Origin of the sequence: Streptomyces mexicanus (assembly GCF_902506575.1) — a bacterium.
Taxonomy (GTDB): Bacteria; Actinomycetota; Actinomycetes; order Streptomycetales; family Streptomycetaceae; genus Streptomyces; species Streptomyces mexicanus.
Window position 1 is genome coordinate 2,193,226 of sequence record NZ_LR732544.1, and the last position, 16,984, is coordinate 2,210,209.

Annotated in this window: 12 protein-coding genes and 1 pseudogene; 4 read left to right on the forward strand and 9 right to left on the reverse strand. The window is 74.0% G+C overall.

Going from position 1 to position 16,984, the window contains the following annotated elements; translation table 11 throughout:
• Nucleotides 1–106 precede the first annotated feature (106 nt).
• From murD to rsmH, 6 genes and pseudogenes are all read right to left on the reverse strand, one after another.
• A complete protein-coding gene (murD, locus tag GV126_RS09840; protein WP_159664493.1) occupies nucleotides 107–1,537 on the reverse strand; it encodes a UDP-N-acetylmuramoyl-L-alanine--D-glutamate ligase in 1,431 nt (476 codons plus the stop codon).
• Complete coding sequence (mraY, locus tag GV126_RS09845) at nucleotides 1,519–2,589, reverse strand: phospho-N-acetylmuramoyl-pentapeptide-transferase (protein ID WP_028422517.1); 1,071 nt, start codon at nucleotides 2,587–2,589, stop codon at nucleotides 1,519–1,521. Before mraY ends, murD begins: the two co-directional genes overlap by 19 nt.
• A pseudogene (locus GV126_RS09850) lies at nucleotides 2,589–4,003 on the reverse strand (UDP-N-acetylmuramoyl-tripeptide--D-alanyl-D-alanine ligase). The gene mraY and the pseudogene GV126_RS09850 overlap by 1 nt, the downstream one beginning before the upstream one ends.
• Before the next feature lie 28 nt (nucleotides 4,004–4,031).
• Nucleotides 4,032–5,552: a UDP-N-acetylmuramoyl-L-alanyl-D-glutamate--2,6-diaminopimelate ligase gene (locus tag GV126_RS09855; protein ID WP_159664495.1), complete on the reverse strand. Its 1,521-nt coding sequence runs from the start codon at nucleotides 5,550–5,552 to the stop codon at nucleotides 4,032–4,034.
• Nucleotides 5,553–5,583: 31 nt separating this feature from the next.
• A complete protein-coding gene (gene ftsL, locus GV126_RS36315; RefSeq protein WP_236569935.1) occupies nucleotides 5,584–6,267 on the reverse strand; it encodes a cell division protein FtsL in 684 nt (227 codons plus the stop codon).
• A 13-nt stretch (nucleotides 6,268–6,280) separates the two neighbouring features.
• Complete coding sequence (gene rsmH / locus GV126_RS09865; RefSeq protein ID WP_159664497.1) at nucleotides 6,281–7,237, reverse strand: 16S rRNA (cytosine(1402)-N(4))-methyltransferase RsmH; 957 nt, start codon at nucleotides 7,235–7,237, stop codon at nucleotides 6,281–6,283.
• Nucleotides 7,238–8,214: 977 nt separating this feature from the next.
• Here rsmH and GV126_RS09870 point away from each other — a divergent pair.
• The 3 genes from GV126_RS09870 (at nucleotide 8,215) to GV126_RS09880 (ending at nucleotide 13,317) form a co-directional block, all read left to right on the forward strand.
• Nucleotides 8,215–9,252 carry an AAA family ATPase gene (locus GV126_RS09870; protein WP_159664499.1) on the forward strand — a complete coding sequence of 346 codons (1,038 nt, stop codon included), beginning with the start codon at nucleotides 8,215–8,217 and terminating at the stop codon, nucleotides 9,250–9,252.
• Nucleotides 9,252–10,733, forward strand: coding sequence for a DUF58 domain-containing protein (locus GV126_RS09875; RefSeq protein ID WP_159664501.1), 1,482 nt, complete (start codon nucleotides 9,252–9,254; stop codon nucleotides 10,731–10,733). Before GV126_RS09870 ends, GV126_RS09875 begins: the two co-directional genes overlap by 1 nt.
• Before the next feature lie 235 nt (nucleotides 10,734–10,968).
• Nucleotides 10,969–13,317 carry a transglutaminase TgpA family protein gene (locus GV126_RS09880; protein ID WP_159673488.1) on the forward strand — a complete coding sequence of 783 codons (2,349 nt, stop codon included), beginning with the start codon at nucleotides 10,969–10,971 and terminating at the stop codon, nucleotides 13,315–13,317.
• A gap of 475 nt (nucleotides 13,318–13,792) precedes the next feature.
• Here the strand turns inward: GV126_RS09880 and GV126_RS09885 are convergent, their stop codons facing one another.
• The 3 genes from GV126_RS09885 to GV126_RS09895 form a co-directional block, all read right to left on the reverse strand.
• Nucleotides 13,793–14,182, reverse strand: coding sequence for an SCO2097 family morphological protein (locus GV126_RS09885; RefSeq protein WP_159664503.1), 390 nt, complete (start codon nucleotides 14,180–14,182; stop codon nucleotides 13,793–13,795).
• 274 nt (nucleotides 14,183–14,456) lie between these two features.
• Nucleotides 14,457–15,284, reverse strand: a complete 828-nt coding sequence (locus tag GV126_RS09890; protein ID WP_201299822.1) for a methyltransferase — start codon at nucleotides 15,282–15,284, stop codon at nucleotides 14,457–14,459.
• Nucleotides 15,285–15,433: 149 nt separating this feature from the next.
• Nucleotides 15,434–16,066 (reverse strand): SAV_6107 family HEPN domain-containing protein, encoded by a 633-nt coding sequence (locus GV126_RS09895; RefSeq protein ID WP_236569937.1) that lies wholly within the window; start codon nucleotides 16,064–16,066, stop codon nucleotides 15,434–15,436.
• Between the two features lie 175 nt (nucleotides 16,067–16,241).
• On the opposite strand from GV126_RS09895, the gene GV126_RS09900 reads away from it, so the two are divergent.
• On the forward strand, nucleotides 16,242–16,871 hold the full coding sequence (locus tag GV126_RS09900; RefSeq protein ID WP_159664505.1) for a TetR/AcrR family transcriptional regulator: 630 nt from the start codon (nucleotides 16,242–16,244) through the stop codon (nucleotides 16,869–16,871).
• Nucleotides 16,872–16,984 lie beyond the last annotated feature (113 nt).

The window sequence follows — 16,984 nt, forward strand, 5'->3', positions numbered from 1 at the left end:
CCTCCGCTCTCCGTCGGCCGCACAGGTCTGCCTGTCGGGGCACTGACGAGGCTGGCGGGTCCCACGCGTCCCTCCCAAGGTCGCCCGGCAGCGGGGGCGGCCGGGGTCAGCGGGCGCCGAGTTCGCGAACGGCCTCCGCGAACGCGTCACCGCGCTGGTTGTAGTTGGCGAACATGTCCATGGAGGCGCAGGCCGGGGCGAGGAGGACCGTGTCGCCCGCGCCGGCCAGCCGCTTCGCCTCCTGGACAGCCTGGAGCATCGCCCCAGTGTCGGTCCGGTCGAGGTCGACGACGGGTACTTCCGGCGCGTGTCGCGCCAGGGCCTCGCGGATGAGGGCGCGATCGGCGCCGATGAGCACCACACCGCGCAGCCGCTCGGCCGCACCGGCGACCAGTTCGTCGAAGGTCGCGCCCTTCGCCAGACCACCCGCAATCCATACGATCGACTCATATGACGCCAACGAGGCTTGTGCCGCGTGGGTGTTGGTGGCCTTGGAGTCGTCGACGTAGGCGACGCCGTCGATGTCGGCGACGTGCGCGATGCGGTGGGCGTCCGGCGTGAAGGCCCGCAGGCCCTCGCGCACGGCCGCGGCGGGCACGCCGAAGGCGCGCGCGAGGGCCGCCGCGGCAAGGGCGTTGGCGATGTTGTGCGGGGCGGGCGGGTCGATGTCCGCGACCTCGGCCAGCTCCTGGGCGTTCTTCTGCCGGTTCTCCACGAAGGCGCGGTCGACCAGGAGGCCGTCCACGACGCCGAGTTGGGAGGGGGCGGGGGTGCCCAGCGTGAAGCCGATCGCCCGGCAGCCCTCCTCCACGTCGGCCGCGCGCACCAGGTCCTCGGTGGCCTTGTCGGCGGCGTTGTAGACGCAGGCGACCTGATTGCCCTCGTAGATACGGCCCTTGTCGGCCGCGTAGGCCTCCATGGAGCCGTGCCAGTCCAGGTGGTCCGGCGCGAGGTTGAGCACGGCGGCGGAGTGCGCGCGCAGCGACGGCGCCCAGTGCAGCTGGTAGCTCGAGAGTTCGACGGCGAGCACGTCGTAGGTCTCCTCGCCGAGGACGGCGTCCAGCAGCGAGACCCCGATGTTGCCGACGGCCGCGGTGCGCAGGCCCGCCGCCTTGAGGATGGAGGCGAGCATCTGCACCGTGGTGGTCTTGCCGTTGGTGCCGGTGACCGCCAGCCACGGCGCGGGCTTCCTGCCGTCGTGGCCGCGCAGCCGCCAGGCCAGCTCCACGTCGCCCCAGACGGGGACGCCCGCCTTCTCGGCAGCCCGGAACAGCGGTTTGTCCGGCTTCCAGCCGGGGGCGGTGACGATCAGCTCGGTGCCCTCGGGCAGGGAGTCCCCGTCACCGAGCCGCACGGTGATCCCCAGGCCCTGGAGTTCGGCCGCCTGCGCCCGGGCCCGCTCGTCGTCGCCGTCGTTGACGACGGTGACCTGCGCGCCCAGGCCGTGGAGGACCTTGGCCGCCGGGATGCCGGAGACGCCGAGCCCGGCGACGGTGACGTTCTTTCCCTGCCAGTCGGTCACTTGTCCGCTGCCCATCCCGCGTAGAAGAGGCCCAGTCCGACGATGACACAGATGCCCTGGATGATCCAGAAACGGACCACGACGAGCACTTCGGACCAGCCCTTGAGTTCGAAGTGGTGCTGCAGTGGCGCCATCCGGAAGACGCGCTTTCCGGTGAGCCGGAAGGAGCCGACCTGGATGACCACCGACATGGTGATGAGCACGAACAGGCCGCCCAGCAGCGCGAGCAGCAGCTCGGTGCGGGAGCAGATGGCCAGGCCCGCGAGCACACCACCGAGGGCGAGCGAACCGGTGTCGCCCATGAAGATCTTCGCCGGCGAGGTGTTCCACCACAGGAAGCCGAGGCAGGCGCCCATCAGCGCGGAGGCCACGACCGCGAGGTCGAGTGGATCACGCACCTCGTAGCAGGCGCCCGGGTTGGTCAGCGTCATGGCGTTGGCGCACGACTCCTGGTACTGCCAGACGCCGATGAAGGTGTAGGCGCCGAAGACCAGGACGGAGGCGCCGGTGGCCAGGCCGTCCAGGCCGTCGGTGAGGTTCACGCCGTTCGACATCGCCAGGATCATGAACAGCGCCCAGACCACGAACAGCACCGGGCCGATCGTCCAGCCGAAGTCGGTGATGAACGACAGCTTGGTGGAGGCCGGGGTGTTGCCGCGGTTGTCGGAGAACTGCAGCGACAGCACCGCGAAGGCGATGCCGACGATGAGCTGGCCGGCCATCTTCGCCTTGGCCCGCAGACCCAGCGAACGACGCTTGACGATCTTGATGTAGTCGTCGAGGAAGCCGACCATGCCCATGCCGACCATCAGGCCGAGCACCAGCAGGCCCGAGTACGTCGGGGGTTTGCCGGTGATCACCTTGGACAGGAAGTAGGCGGCGACCGTGGCCAGGATGAACGCGATGCCGCCCATGGTCGGCGTACCGCGCTTGCTGGCGTGCTCGCGCGGTCCGTCGTCGCGGATGTACTGCCCGTAGCCCTTGCGGGCCAGGAGCTTGATCAGCAGGGGGGTGCCGATCAGGGTCAGGAAGAGCCCGATGACGCCCGCGAAGAGGATCTGGTTCATCATCGGGCGGCGACCTCACCCTCGGTCCCGGTCTCGAGGAGCGCCTGGGCGACGCCCTCCAGACCGACCGAACGGGACGCCTTCACGAGCACCACGTCCCCCGGGCGCAACTCGCTGCGCAACAGGTCGATCGCCGCCTGTGCGTCGGACACGTGCACCGACTCCTCACCCCACGAACCCTCGTTGTATGCGCCCAGTTGCAGCCAGGACGCTTCCCTGCCCCCGACCGCGACGAGCTTGCTGACGTTGAGCCGGACGGCGAGCCGTCCGACGGCGTCGTGCTCGGCGAGCGCCTCGTCCCCCAGCTCGGCCATCTTGCCGAGCACCGCCCAGGTCCGCCGCCCGCGGCCCATGGCCACCAGCGCGCGCAGCGCGGCCCGCATGGACTCGGGGTTGGCGTTGTAGGCGTCGTTGACGATGGTCACGCCGTCCGGGCGCTCGGTGACCTCCATGCGCCAGCGGGAGAGGGAGTCCGCCTCGGAGAGCGCGGTGGCGATCTCTTCCGCGGACATGCCCAGCTCATGGGCGACGGCGGCCGCGGCGAGCGCGTTCGACACGTGGTGCTCACCGTACAGGCGCATGGTCACATCGGATGCACCGGAGGGTGTGTGAAGCCTGAAAGCGGGCTGTCCGCTGTCCGTGAGTCTCACGTTCTCGGCGCGTACGTCCGCTTCGTCGGACTCTCCGAAAAAGATCACCTTCGCCTTCGTACGGGAGGTCATGGCCTTCACGAACGGGTCGTCGGCGTTGAGCACCGCGATGCCGCCCTCGTCGGCGGACGGCAGGCTTTCCACCAGTTCGCCCTTGGCCTGGGCGATCTGCTCGCGGCCGCCGAACTCGCCGATGTGGGCGCTGCCCACGTTGAGCACCACGCCGATGCGCGGCGGGGGCAGCTCGGTGGGGAGCGGATGTGCCCGATGCCGCGGGCGCCCATCTCCAGCACGAGGAACCGGGTCTCCTCGGTGGCGGACAGGGCGGTCAGCGGCAGCCCGATCTCGTTGTTCAGCGAGCCGGGCGTGAACACGGTCGGCGCCTTGCGCTGCAGCACCTGGGCGATGAGGTCCTTGGTGCTGGTCTTGCCGGCGGAACCGGTCAGTCCCACGAGGGTCGCGCCGAGCCGGGTGACGACATGGCGGGCGAGGGCGCCGAGGGCGGCCTGGACGTCGTCGACGACGATCGCGGGCACGCCGACGGGGCGGGACGCCAGGACGGCGACGGCGCCCGCCTCGACCACGGCGGCGGCGAAGTCGTGGCCGTCCACGCGCTCGCCGACGAAGGCGACGAAGAGGCTGCCGGGGACCGCCTCGCGGGAGTCCCGGACGACGGGTCCGGTGACCTCGACGGACGGATCCGGTATGTCGTGCGTCTGCCCGCCGACGACGTCTGCGATCTCGGCGAGGGAGAGGGCGATCACAAGTTCATCCCCTGGGTCTTCTGGATTTTCATCCCTGGGTGTTCTGGATTGCTTCGCGAAGCACCTGGCGGTCGTCGAAGGGACGGACCACGCCGGCGATGTCCTGGCCCTGTTCGTGGCCCTTGCCCGCGACCAGCACGGTGTCGCCGGGGTGCGCACGGCCCACGGCGGCGGCGATCGCGGCGGCGCGGTCCTCGAACAGGAGCACCTCCCCGCGCTCGTGCGCGGGCACCGAGGCGGCGCCCTGGAGCATGGTGGCGAGGATCGCGAGCGGGTCCTCGGAGCGGGGGTTGTCGGAGGTCAGTACGGCGGTGTCGGCGAACCGGGCCGCGGCGGCGCCCATGGGGGCGCGCTTGGTCCGGTCGCGGTCGCCGCCGCAGCCGAGCACCACGTGCAGCCGGCCCTTGGTGACCTTGCGCAGGGCCTTGAGGACCGACTCGACGGCGTCGGTCTTGTGCGCGTAGTCCACGACGGCGAGGTAGGACTGTCCGGCGTCGACCCGCTCCAGCCGGCCGGGCACGCCGGGCACGGCCGCGACGCCGTCGGCGGCCGTCTGCGGGTCCAGGCCCGCGGCGGCCAGCGCCACGACGGCGGCGAGGGTGTTGGCCACGTTGAACGGGCCGGGCAGCGGCGAGCGCGCCGAGATCCGCTGTCCTTCGGGTCCGAGCACGGTGAAGGTGGAGTCCAGCGGGCCGATCTCGACGTCCTGGGCACGCCAGTCGGCGTCCGGGTGGCCCTCGGCGGAGTAGGTGATCACCGGCACGCCGGCCTCCCGGGCGAGCCGGCGGCCGTACTCGTCGTCGAGGTTGACCACGCCCAGGCGGCTGCGGCGCGGCGTGAACAGCTGCGCCTTGGCCTGGAAGTAGTCCTCCATGTCGGAGTGGAACTCCATGTGCTCCGGGCTGAGGTTGGTGAAGACGGCGACGTCGAAGACGCACCCGTCGACCCGGCCGAGCACCAGGGCGTGGCTGGAGACCTCCATGGCGACCGCCTCGACGCCGCGCTCGCGCATGACCGCGAACAGGGCCTGCAGGTCGGTTGCCTCGGGGGTGGTGCGCTCGGACTTGATGCGCTCCTCGCCGACGCGCATCTCCACCGTGCCGATCAGGCCGGTGCTCTTCGCCGTCTTCAGGCCGCCCTCGACGAGGTAGGCGGTGGTGGTCTTGCCGGAGGTGCCGGTGATGCCGATCTGGAGCAGGTCCCGGCCGGGGTGTCCGTAGATCGTCGCGGCCAGCTCGCCCATCCGGGCGCGCGGGTCGTCCACGACCAGGACGGGCAGGCCGGTGGCGGCGGCGCGCTCGGCGCCGGCCGGGTCGGTGAGCACGGCGGCCGCGCCGAGGCCCGCCGCCTGGGTGACGAAGTCGGCGCCGTGCGCGCGGGCTCCGGGCAGGGCGGCGTACAGGTCGCCGGGGCGCACGGCGCGCGAGTCATGGGTGATGCCCGTGACCTCGGCGGCACCGGCCGGCGGCTCGGCACCCAGCTGATCGGCGAGGTCCGCCAGGGGTGTGGCGGAGACCTGGGCCGGTCGGGGCGGTCCCGGATAGGTCACGGAAGCGCCTTTCTGGGTGGTTTGGGTCTGATCAGCGTGTGGCACGGCGGTGAGCGTACCGGGCGGGGCGGCCTGCGGGCGAAGCGAGGGCCGGGGCGCGGAATGGTTCCCGGGATCGGGGGTGATCGTTGTCACGGACTCGTTCCTGGTGGTTCTGTGCGGGGGGTGTCGGGCCCGTGGGGACGTCCAGGGCGTCCGGGCCGGTCGGCGGCGGGTCCTGCACGGCCTGTGCGCCGGGCGGGACCGCGGCGGCCCCCGCCCCCGGATCGGCCGGGTCCGTCAGGGACGGTACGGCGGTGAGCGCCCCGGGCGGGCGCACCGACAGCGGCACGTCGTCCACGGCGGAGGACCGGGCGGCGGGCGAGGGGGCGCCCCTGACGGTGCCGTCGGGGGTCAGGGAGGCGGGGGCGCCGCCGGGCACCATGCCGAGGTCGCGGGCGCGGCGCTGCAGGGCGTCGGGGGCGGAGTAGGAGTCGATGTCCCGTTGCAGGGCCTGTTCCTCGTCGGTGAGGTTCTTGGTGTCGCGCTGCAGGTCGTCGCGCTGGAACGCGCCCGCGCTCAGTGCGGAGTTCAGCACCAGCAGCCCGATCAGGCCGCCGCCGAGGAGCAGCACGACGAGGAGGACGAAGGGCGTGCGGGCGGCCTGCTGCCCCCGGGTGGGCAACAGCCGTGCCAGCCGCGCGGCCCGGCCGCGCAGTTCGGGTTTCCTGCTCAACGCTCCCCCTGCCTCACTCGACGTCCTCCCTGATGCGCTCGGCCCCGCGCAACCTCGCCGGTGCCGCGCGCCGGTTCTCGGCGATCTCTTCCTCGGTGGGAAGTTCGGCACCGCGCGTGAGCAGCTTGAGCCGCGGTTGGTAGCGCTCGGGGACGACGGGCAGCCCGGGCGGCGCGGTGGTGGCGGCGCCGGCCGCGAACACCTGCTTGACCAGGCGGTCTTCGAGCGAGTGGTACGACAGTACGGCGATCCGACCGCCGACGTCGAGCGCCTTGACCGCGGCCGGGATCGCCCGCTCCAGCACGGCGAGTTCGCCGTTGACCTCGATGCGCAACGCCTGGAAGGTGCGCTTGGCCGGGTTGCCGCCGGTGCGCTTGGCGGCCTGCGGCAGCGCGTCGCGGATCAGCTCCACCAGCCGGGCGCTGGTGGTGAACGGCTCCTTCTCGCGCTCGCGCACGATGGCGGCCACGATCCGCTTGGCCTGCTTCTCCTCGCCGTAGGCGCGCAGGATGCGCACCAGTTCGCCGGCCGGGTAGGTGTTGAGGACCTCGGCGGCGCTGATGCCGGTGGACTGGTCCATGCGCATGTCCAGGGGGGCGTCCTGGGCGTAGGCGAAGCCGCGGTCGGCCTCGTCGAGCTGCATGGAGGACACCCCGAGGTCGAACAGGACGCCCTGGGCGCGCGGGATGCCCAGCCGCCGCAGCACCTCGGGCAGCTCGTCGTAGACGGCGTGCACCAGGGTCGCCCGGTCACCGAAGGGCGCCAGCCGCTCGCCGGCCAGCCGCAGCGCTTCCTTGTCGCGGTCGAGGGCGACCAAGCGGGCCTCGGGGAAACGGGTGAGCAGCGCCTCGCTGTGGCCGCCGAGGCCGAGCGTGCAGTCGACGACCACCGCTCCCGGCCGCTGCAGGGCGGGCGCCAGCAGGTCCAGGCACCGCTGGAGCATCACGGGGACGTGTCGGCTGTTGCTCAAGGGGCCCTCTCAGATCCGGCGCGTCCCGCACGCACCGCCCGGTCCCCGGGCCGCTCACGGACATCGAGGACCTGCCGGCGCCCGAAGCGTCAGCCGGCCGGGAGCGGGTGGAGGCCGAGCCGTACGTACGCGCCGCGCACGTGGGGAGACCTCAGCGGCGTGTGCGGGGTCTCCGGGTCAAGCGGTCAGCAGGGAGGGCCACGCCTCCCGCTTCGCGTCACTTTAGTCCACCCTGTCGCCCGGTCAATCAACCGGCCTGCGCGTCGTCCGGCCGGGTGCCCGGTGACCCGGCCGGCGGAACGCTTTCACCCGGACGGGCGCGTACGCGCTGGGTGCGGACTCGGTCACGAGCGGCCACGGTGGCCCGCCGAGCGGCCCACTTGTACCGTCATGGCTATGACGACTTCCGATCTTCAGCCGCCGGCTCGCGGGACGCCGTGACGGGTGGCCCCGTCCTCGGCCGGCTCGTCGCGGTGAAGGCGGGCCACGCCGATGCGTTCCCCGACCCGGACGGGGACGTCCGGCCCGGGGCGCGGCGCCGCGCGTGCCGGGGCGCGCGTGTCAGGGCGCGCGTGTCAGGGCGCGCGTGTCAGGGCGCGTCGGCGGACGGCGAGTGGACGGCGGGTGGACGGTCAAACGGACGGCCTGGGGACGGGCCGCGGCCCCGTTTCGGCCCGCACCGGGCGCCGCGTCCGACTCTTTCCCGCCCGCATCGGGGTCCGGCCGGGCGGGGCAGGAGCCCGCCGGACACCACCAGCGAAAAGTCGTAAAACCCGACTGATGGCGGCCAGTTGTCCACAGGCGAGTGACACGAATCGGTAACGGCAGCAAGAATGCGGGGTGTGACCTCACGCGGAACTTTTCCGGCGTGGTGTCCGTGTTCGGGGTGGGCCGGTGGCACAGCAGGGCACCGGCCCGGAAAAGCTGGGGAATCCCCTGCTCGCCGATGGGCGTGGGGACGGGCCGAGGAGGGCCGGGTGACGACCTATGACGACGGAGCCGATCTCACCGATCTGACCGCCACCGTGGAGCGGGTGCGCAGTTCGGTGGAGGCAGTGATCGAGGGCAAGCCCGAGGTCGTACGGCTGGCGCTGACCGTGCTGCTCGCCGAGGGGCACCTGCTGATCGAGGACGTCCCCGGGGTGGGCAAGACGATGCTCGCCAAGGCGCTGGCGCGGTCCATCGACTGCTCGGTGCGGCGTATCCAGTTCACGCCCGACCTGCTGCCCTCGGACATCACCGGGGTGTCCATCTGGGACCAGCAGCGCCGGGACTTCGAGTTCAAGCCCGGCGCCGTCTTCGCGCAGATCGTGATCGGCGACGAGATCAACCGCGCCTCGCCCAAGACGCAGTCCGCGCTGCTGGAATCGATGGAGGAGCGCCAGGTCACCATCGACGGGCAGACCTACGAACTGCCCATCCCCTTCATGGTGGTGGCCACGCAGAACCCGGTGGAGATGGAGGGCACCTACCCGCTGCCCGAGGCCCAGCGCGACCGCTTCATGGCCCGCGTGTCCATCGGCTACCCGCACCCGGAGGCCGAGCTGCGGATGCTGGACGTGCACGGCGGGGTCAGCCCGCTGGACGACCTGCAGCCGGTCGCGCACGCACACGAGGTGGTCAAGCTCATCGAGGCCGTGCGCGGCGTGCACGTCGCCGAGCCCGTACGGCGGTACGCGGTGGACCTGGTCGCCGCCACCCGCGCCCACCCGGACCTCAGACTCGGTGCCTCGCCGCGCGCGACGCTGCACCTGCTGCGCGCGGCGAAGGCATCCGCGGCCCTCAGCGGCCGGGAGTACGCGCTGCCGGACGACGTGCAGGCCCTCGCCGTCGCGGTCCTGGCCCACCGCCTGCTGCCCACCGCGCAGGCCCAGCTCAACCGGCGCACGGCCGAGCAGGTCGTCCAGGAGATCGTCCAGCAGACCCCGGTGCCCGCGGCACCGCAGCAGGCCGGGGGCATCGGCCTGGGCGGCCGGACACCGCAGTTCGGCCGGCCTCAGCCGCGGGGCCTGTGATGAGCGACGCGGGGGTCGCCCGCGCGGGCGGGGACGAGGGGGACGACAGGAGCGGCGTCCGTGTCGCGCTGGCCGGTCTGACCACCCGCGGACGCTCCTTCCTGGCCGCGGGGATCGCGGCCGCCGTGTGCGCCTATGTCCTCGGCCAGCCCGACCTGCTGCGGGTCGGGCTGCTGCTCGCGGTCCTCCCGCTGCTGTGCGCCGCCGTGCTGTACCGCACACGCTACCGGGTCGCCGGCAGCCGCCGGCTCTCCCCCGCGCGGGTGCCCGCCGGCGCCGAGGCCCGGGTGCATCTGCGCATGGACAACGTCTCCCGGCTGCCCACCGGCCTGCTCATGCTCCAGGACCGGGTGCCGTACGTGCTCGGGCCCCGGCCGCGCTTCGTGCTGGACCGGGTCGAGCCGGGCGGCCGCCGCGAGGTGTCCTACCGGGTCCGCTCCGACCTGCGCGGCCGCTACCCGCTGGGCCCGCTGCAACTGCGCCTGTCCGATCCGTTCGGGATGTGCGAACTGACGCGTTCCTTCTCGGCGTTCGACACGCTCACCGTGATCCCGCGGGTGGAGCCGCTGCCGCCGGTGCGGCTGAGCGGCGAGGCCAAGGGCTACGGCGACGGGCGGCAGCGCTCGCTGGCGCTGGCGGGCGAGGACGACGTGATCCCGCGCGGCTACCGCTACGGCGACGACCTGCGCCGCGTGCACTGGCGTTCCACCGCGCGCTACGGCGAGTTGATGGTGCGCCGCGAGGAGCAGCCGCAGCGGGCCCGCTGCACGGTGCTGCTGGACACCCGGGCCGTCGCCTTCCGCGGCGCCGGACCCGACTCGGCCTTCGAGTGGGCCGTGTCGGGGGCCGCCTCGGTCATGGTGCACATGCTGGAGCGGGGTTTCTCGGTGCGGCTGCTGACCGACACCGGCAGTTCGGTGCCGGGCGAGGGCGGCGACGGGTTCGCGGGGGCGAGCCAGGAGTCGGCGGACGCGGCCGGGCTGATGATGGACACCCTCGCCGTGATCGACCACTCCGACGGGGCGGGCCTGTCCCGCGCCTACGACGTGCTGCGCGGCGGCAACGAGGGCCTGCTCGTGGCCTTCCTCGGTGACCTGGACGAGGCGCAGGCCGCGGTGGCGGCCAAGATGCGCCAGCGCAGCGGCGGCGCGGTCGCCTTCGTGCTGGACAGCGACGCCTGGCTGCGGGAGACCGCCGGCGCGCCCGGCACGGCGGACGGCACCGAGGAGCGGCTGCGGATGCTGCGGGACGCGGGCTGGACGGCCGTGAGCGTGCCGCGCGGCGCCGAACTGGCCGACGTCTGGCGCCAGGCGGACCACGAGCGTACGGGCGCCGTGGCGGCGGGCGGGACGGGCTTCGCCACGGCGGGCGCACCGGATGCGGGCCCGGCGGGCACCGCGGCCCGCGGCACGACGGGCGAGCCGGCCTACAGCGCACGCCCGGCGGGCGGCGCAGCGGATCCGGGGAAGGGGCGGCCATGAGCGGGACGGCGGGCGCGACGGCTCTCCGGGCCGGCCGGGCGGGCCTGGTGATCTGGGCGGGCCTGACGGGTCGGACGAGCCGTGCGGGCCGGGCGTGCTGGGCGGGTCGGGTGAGCCGGACAGGGCCGGTCGGCCCGGTGAGCCGAGCAGGTCGCGCGGGCCGGTGGCGTGTGTGGGAGGAGGGGTTGTGAGCGGGCGGACCCGGTTGGCGCTGTGTGCCGCGGCGGCCACGCTGATGGCGGCGTGCGCGCTGCTGCCGCTGGTCTCCCCCGCGACGTGGATCGTGCAGGCCGCCTTGCTGCTGGCGGTGCAGTCCGGGGGGGGCGCGGCGGCCCGGCGGGTGCCGCTGGCCCGGCCGCTGACCGTGGCGGCGCAGGTCCTGGTCACCCTGGTGCTGCTGACCCTGGTGTGCGCCCGGCAGCAGGCGGCGGCCGGGCTGGTCCCCGGCCCGGAGGCCTTCCGCCATCTGGCCGACCTGGTACGGCAGGGCGCGGACGACGTCAGCCGCTACACCACCCCGGCGCCGCTGACCGACGGGATCCGGCTGCTGCTGGTCGGCGGTGTGCTGCTGATCGGGCTGATCGTGGACACCGTCGCGGTGACCCTGCGCAGTGCGGCCCCGGCGGGGCTGCCGCTGCTGGCCCTGTACTCCGTGGCGGCGGGGCTGTCCAACGGCGGCTCGGACTGGCTGTGGTTCCTGGTCGCGGCGGCCGGCTACCTGATGCTGCTGCTGGCCGAGGGACGCGACCGGCTCTCGCAGTGGGGGCGGGTGTTCAGCGGAGCGGCCAGAGCGCCCGGCGGTGAGCGCGACGGCGCGGTGGCCCCGGTGCGCACCGGACGCCGGATCGGCGTGGTCGCGCTGGGCGTGGCCCTCGTGGTGCCGCTGGCCCTGCCGGGGATGCGAAGCGGGCTGCTGGACCCCGCCGGAGCCGGCGTCGGCGGCCACGGGGACGGCGGCACCATCTCCGCGGTGAACCCGTTGGTCTCGCTGCGCGACAGCCTGAACGTCGACGAGGACCGTACGGTGCTGAGCCTGCGCACCGACTCCCAGGACGCCTCCGACCTGTATGTGCGGATCGTCTCGCTGGACGACTTCGACGGCACCACCTGGAAACCGTCCCAGCGGCACATCGTCGCCGTGCCCGACCCGCTGCCCGCCCCGGCCGGCCTGGCCGCCGACGTCCCGCGCACGGAGATCACCACGACGATCTCCGCGGCGGACTGGTACGCCCAGGACTGGCTGCCGATGCCGTATCCGCCGAGCGGTGTGCGGATCCGGGGCAGCTGGCGCTACGAACCGGTGGGCATGACGCTGGTCGGCGACCACGGGCAGAACACACGCGGGCTGACGTACCAGGTCACAAGCCTTCAGGTGCAGCCGACGGCGGAACAGCTGGCCACGGCGCCCGACCCGGCGCCGGCGCTGAAGCGCGAGTACACCAAGGTGCCCAAGGCGCTGCCGGCCGTCGTCGCGGCCACCGCGCGCCAGGTCACCGAGGGCGCGGCGAACCACTACGAGCAGGCGGTGAAGCTGCAGGACTGGTTCGCCCTCGACGGCGGCTTCCAGTACGACACCCGGGTGGAGGTGGGCAGCGGTCCCCAGGCGATCTCCCGGTTCCTGAAGGACAAGCGGGGCTTTTGCGTCCACTTCTCCTTCGCGATGGCCGCGATGGCCCGCACGCTCGGCATCCCCGCCCGGGTCGCGGTCGGTTTCGCCCCGGGATCGGTGCAGGGCGACGGCACGATCACGGTCGGGCTGAAGGACGCGCACGCCTGGCCCGAGCTGTACTTCGAGGGCGTGGGCTGGACCCGCTTCGAGCCCACTCCGACCCGCGGCACGACGCCGTCGTACACCCAGTCGGAGACGCCCGGCACCACCCTGCCGAATCCGGCGGCGCCGTCCCCGCAGGCGAGCACGGCGCCGAGCGCGGCACCCTCGGCGACCACCGGCTGCCCGCCGAGGATGCGGCGGCTGCAGGAGTGCCCGAGCCCGTCCGCCCAGGCCGTGGTCGGCCACCAGGAGGACGGGCCGCGGCCCTTCGTGATCGCCGCGCGGACGCTGGCCGGTCTGGCGGGCCCGGGGCTGCCGCTGTCGCCGCCGCTGTGGCGCAGACGGCTGCGGTCGGTCCGGCTCGGCGCGCACGGGCGCGGTGAGCGGGACACGGCACCGCACACCCTGGCCGTGTGGCAGGAACTGACCGACACCGCCTGGGACTTCGGGATCCTGCCGGACGAGTCGCAGACGCCGCGCCGGACGGCCGCGCGGATCGTGCGCCTGGGTCACCTGGACCCGGTGGCCGCCGAGTCGGTGCACCGGCTGGCCGACGCCGTGGAGCAGGTCCTGTACGCGCCACGGCCACGGCCGGTGGCGGGGCTCGCCGCGGACGTCCGCCGCGTCACCGACGCCCTGCGCGCCACCGCCTCCCGCCGCACGCGACTGCGGGCCCTCCTGGCTCCCCGCTCGGCCGCCCGACTGGCCTGGGCCTTCTCCGCACGGTGGGCGGCTGCGAAGTCCCGCGCGGCTGCTCTGCTCCCGACACTGCGCAGGCCGTCCCCGCGCGGACCCTCACGGCAGGAGGGCTGACGCGGCCGGAGACTTCAGGCGCCAGGAGGGCCGACGCGGCGGGACGACGGACACCGCGGGAGGGGGCTGACACCGCGCGACACGGGGCAGCCGGGCTGACCCGCCGGGCGGCTGAGCGGCCACGGCAGCCTGGCCGCCCTCGACGGGGCCGTGCCGGGCCGGGCCATGGCGGCCGGGCCGGCGCCGATCAGGTGCCAGGCCCGCGCCGGACAGACGCCGGACACAGCCGAGGGGCTGACCACTCCGGTGGTCAGCCCCTCGGCACGATCCGTGGGTGCGCTCCGCGCGCTAGGGCCTGTCCGGCGGATCAAGTCGCAGGCAACTCACGGCGACTGATCTGCCCAGGTGAGCGGGGCATGGTGCGTCCCTGTGCAAGGCGGAGGAGGGAGTCGACGCGGAGCGTCGGCGAGTGACGACAACGCCGCAGAGGGGCGCATCATGCCCCGCGTCTGCGGCATGATTCGCCGGACAGGCCCTAGTGGCCCTGCTCGTCGCGACGGCGCTGCCAGCGCTCTTCGATGCGGTCCATCATGGAGCGCTTGGGGCGGACGGGACGGCGGGCGTGCGGCCCTCCTACGGGGTGCTCGCCCGGCTTGGGGGCCTTGCGCCAGCCGGTGACGGCCAGCAGCGCACACCCCAGCATCACCAGGAAGCCCACCACGCTGACCCAGTAGTACGGGACGATCACACCTGCCATGAGGAGCGCGATACCGACGAGGAAGCCCGCGACCGCCTGGTAGACCCGCCGCCGGGTGTACGTGCGCAGCCCGGCTCCCTCGAGCGCCGACGCGAACTTGGGATCTTCGGCGTACAGCGCTCGCTCCATCTGCTCGAGCATGCGCTGCTCGTGCTCCGAGAGCGGCACGGAGTCCTCCTCATCGTGCAGTCGCCGGGGCGACCCGGGGGGTCTCTTCAGGATAGGCAGGGAATCGCCCCCGTGAAACCCGCCCCTCTGCGCCAATTGGCCAACCTGATCCGCCACGGCGGACCCGGCTCGCTGAGGCTTTCCATTCCCCGGCCGCGGACCCGTCATGCCGGACGGTCTGCCTCGATCATACGGCCCGGAATCCCGCTGCGGGGGGCCTGTGGCGCACTCCATGCCAGGCCGCGCGGGCGGCCCGCACAGCACGCGTTCCGGCTCAGGCGCCGGTGGGGCCGCCCGTCTCGCCGAGCACGTGGATCTGCGTGGCCACCGAGTGGAACGCCGGCAGCTCGGCCGCCGCCGCCTCCAGCCGCAGCAGGGCGTCCAGCGCGCCGGGCTCGGTGTCCACGAGCACGCCGGGCACCAGGTCCGCGAAGACCCGCACGCCGTGCACGGCGCGCACGGCCAGCCCCGCGCCCTCGGCGAGCGCGGTGAGCTGCTCGGCGGTGAAGCGGCGCGGCATCGGGTCGCCCTCGCCCCAGCGCCCCTCGGGGTCGGAGAGGGCCTGCCGGGCCTCGGTGAAGTGGCCGGCCAGGGCCCGGGCGAACACCGCGCCACCGAGGCCGGCGGCCAGCAGGCTCAGCACGCCCCCGGGCCGCAGGGCGGCCACCGCGTTGCGCAGGCCCTCGGCGGGATCGTCGACGTACTCCAGGACCCCGTGGCAGAGCACGGCGTCGTAGCCGCCGCGCTCGATGACCTCGAACAGGCCGTGGGCGTCGCCCTGCACACCGTGCACCCGGTCGGCCACGCCGGCCTCGGCGGCACGGCGCTCCAGGGCGAACAGGGCGTTGGGGCTGGGGTCGACGACGGTGACCCGGTGGCCGAGGCGGGCGACGGGCACGGCGAAGTTGCCGCTGCCGCCACCGGGGTCGAGGACGTCCAGCGACTCGCGGCCCGTGGCCTTGACCCTCTGGTCCAGCGCGTCCTGCAGGACCTCCCAGACCACGGCGGTACGCAGGGAGGCCCGCGATCGGGAGGGACCGGAGCGCTGCGACGTCGGCTGAGGGCAGTGGTGGGAGACGGGTGGGCGCATCGGGTCGGACACTGCAGTTGACTCCTCGAGGCGGCACCGCCTCTTGCACGGCGGGGCGATCGGGCTCCTCCGCCGGCCGGAAGACGGCAGGCGGGAGGCTTCAGGCGCCCTCCACCCTATTGCCTCGGCCACCCGGCGCGCCCGCCGCCGGGCCTCCCGGCTCAGCCCACGTCCGGCATCCCGTCGGTGGGCCGCGGACCGTTGCCGGGACGGGGGTCGTGGCCGGGCCGCGGGCCGTGGCCGGGACGGGGGGTGCCGGGCCGGCGGGTGCCCGGCTCGGCCGCGTCCTGGCGCGGCTGGGGCAGCACCGGCTGCGGGACCAGCATCCGCTCGACGATGCGCAGGAACATCGCCACGTCCCGTATCAGGTCGTCGGCGTCGCGCCGGCCGGCCGCGCCCTGGACGCCGGCCCCCGCGAGGGCGCGCCGGCGGGCACCGGAGGCGAACAGCGCACTCCACTCGGTCAGTTCGGGCGCGATCTCGGGCAGCACCTCCCAGGCACTGCGGATCCGGGCCCGGCGCCGGGGCGTGGTCTCCGGGCGGCCGCGCGCGGCGAGCACGGCGGCGGCGGTGCGCAGGGCGGCGAGGTGGGCCGTGGCGTACCGCTCGTTGGGGGTGTCCAGGGCGGTGGCCTCGTCCAGGCCGGCACGGGCCTGGGCGAGCAGGTCGAGGGCGGCGGGCGGGGCCGTCGCCCGGCGCAGCACGGGGTGCACGTCGCTCGCCGGGCCGGTCAGTGAGGGGGCAGGGCCGGTGGCGCGGCGCCGGCGGGCGGCTGCTGCGGACGAGTGGGCCATGACGAACCTCCTGTCGTCTGGGTGACGGCACAAGTGCCGTATGTGCCCATCGTGAGGTATGCCACTGACAATCCGTTCTGACCTGGGCCTTTGCCTCGCTCGAAGGTTCGGGTGGCCAAGGGCGGCCCGACCCGTGGTGCGGGGCGGCCGGCCGGCGCCTGTGACAATCGACGCCATGGACAGCAGCAGCGCCACGCCGGGCGTCCGCGGCCGCCGCGAGGCCACCCGGCAGAAGCTCTACGAGGCGGCCGTCACGCTCATCGCCGAGCAGGGCTTCTCCGCCACCACCGTGGACGAGATCGCCGAGCGGGCCGGGGTGGCCAAGGGCACGGTCTACTACAACTTCGCGAGCAAGGCGGTCCTCTTCGAGGAGCTGCTGCGGCACGGCGTGGGCCTGCTGACCGCCTCCCTGCGCGAGGCCGCCGAGTCCGCGGTGCGCGGGGGCGGCGGCCGGGTCGACGCGCTGGACGCGATGATCCGGGCCGGGCTGGTCTTCATCGACCGCTACCCGGCCTTCACCCAGCTGTACGTGGCGGAGCTGTGGCGCACCAACCGCGCCTGGCAGTCCACGCTCATGGTGGTCCGGCAGGAGGCGGTCGCGGTCGTCGAGGGCGTGCTGCGCGAGGGCGTGGCGCACGGCGAGTTCAGCGAGGAGATCGACGTGCCGCTGACCGCCGCCGCGCTGGTCGGCATGGTGCTGGTGGCCGCCCTGGACTGGAAGTCCTTCCAGCCCGAGCGGTCCCTGGACGACGTCCACGCCGCCTTGTCCCGGCTGCTGCAGGGCCGGGTGAGCGGCACCCGCTGAGCGCCCGCGCCGCGAAGCAGCGCACGAAAGCGCCGGTGCGTCGTGGCCACGTCCCCCGTCCGCCACCGCGCACCGGCGCTTCCTCGTGCTCCCCCCCGTGTCCCCTGTTCCCC

Excerpts from the sequence above, each read along its gene's own strand:
- GV126_RS09900 (WP_159664505.1), top strand. The coding sequence starts at position 16,242 with ATGGACAGCAGCAGCGCCACGCCGGGCGTCCGCGGCCGCCGCGAGGCC.
- GV126_RS09880 (WP_159673488.1), top strand. The coding sequence starts at position 10,969 with ATGGCGGCGTGCGCGCTGCTGCCGCTGGTCTCCCCCGCGACGTGGATC.
- murD (WP_159664493.1), bottom strand. The coding sequence starts at position 1,537 with ATGGGCAGCGGACAAGTGACCGACTGGCAGGGAAAGAACGTCACCGTC.
- GV126_RS09875 (WP_159664501.1), top strand. The coding sequence starts at position 9,252 with ATGAGCGACGCGGGGGTCGCCCGCGCGGGCGGGGACGAGGGGGACGAC.
- mraY (WP_028422517.1), bottom strand. The coding sequence starts at position 2,589 with ATGAACCAGATCCTCTTCGCGGGCGTCATCGGGCTCTTCCTGACCCTG.
- GV126_RS09895 (WP_236569937.1), bottom strand. The coding sequence starts at position 16,066 with ATGGCCCACTCGTCCGCAGCAGCCGCCCGCCGGCGCCGCGCCACCGGC.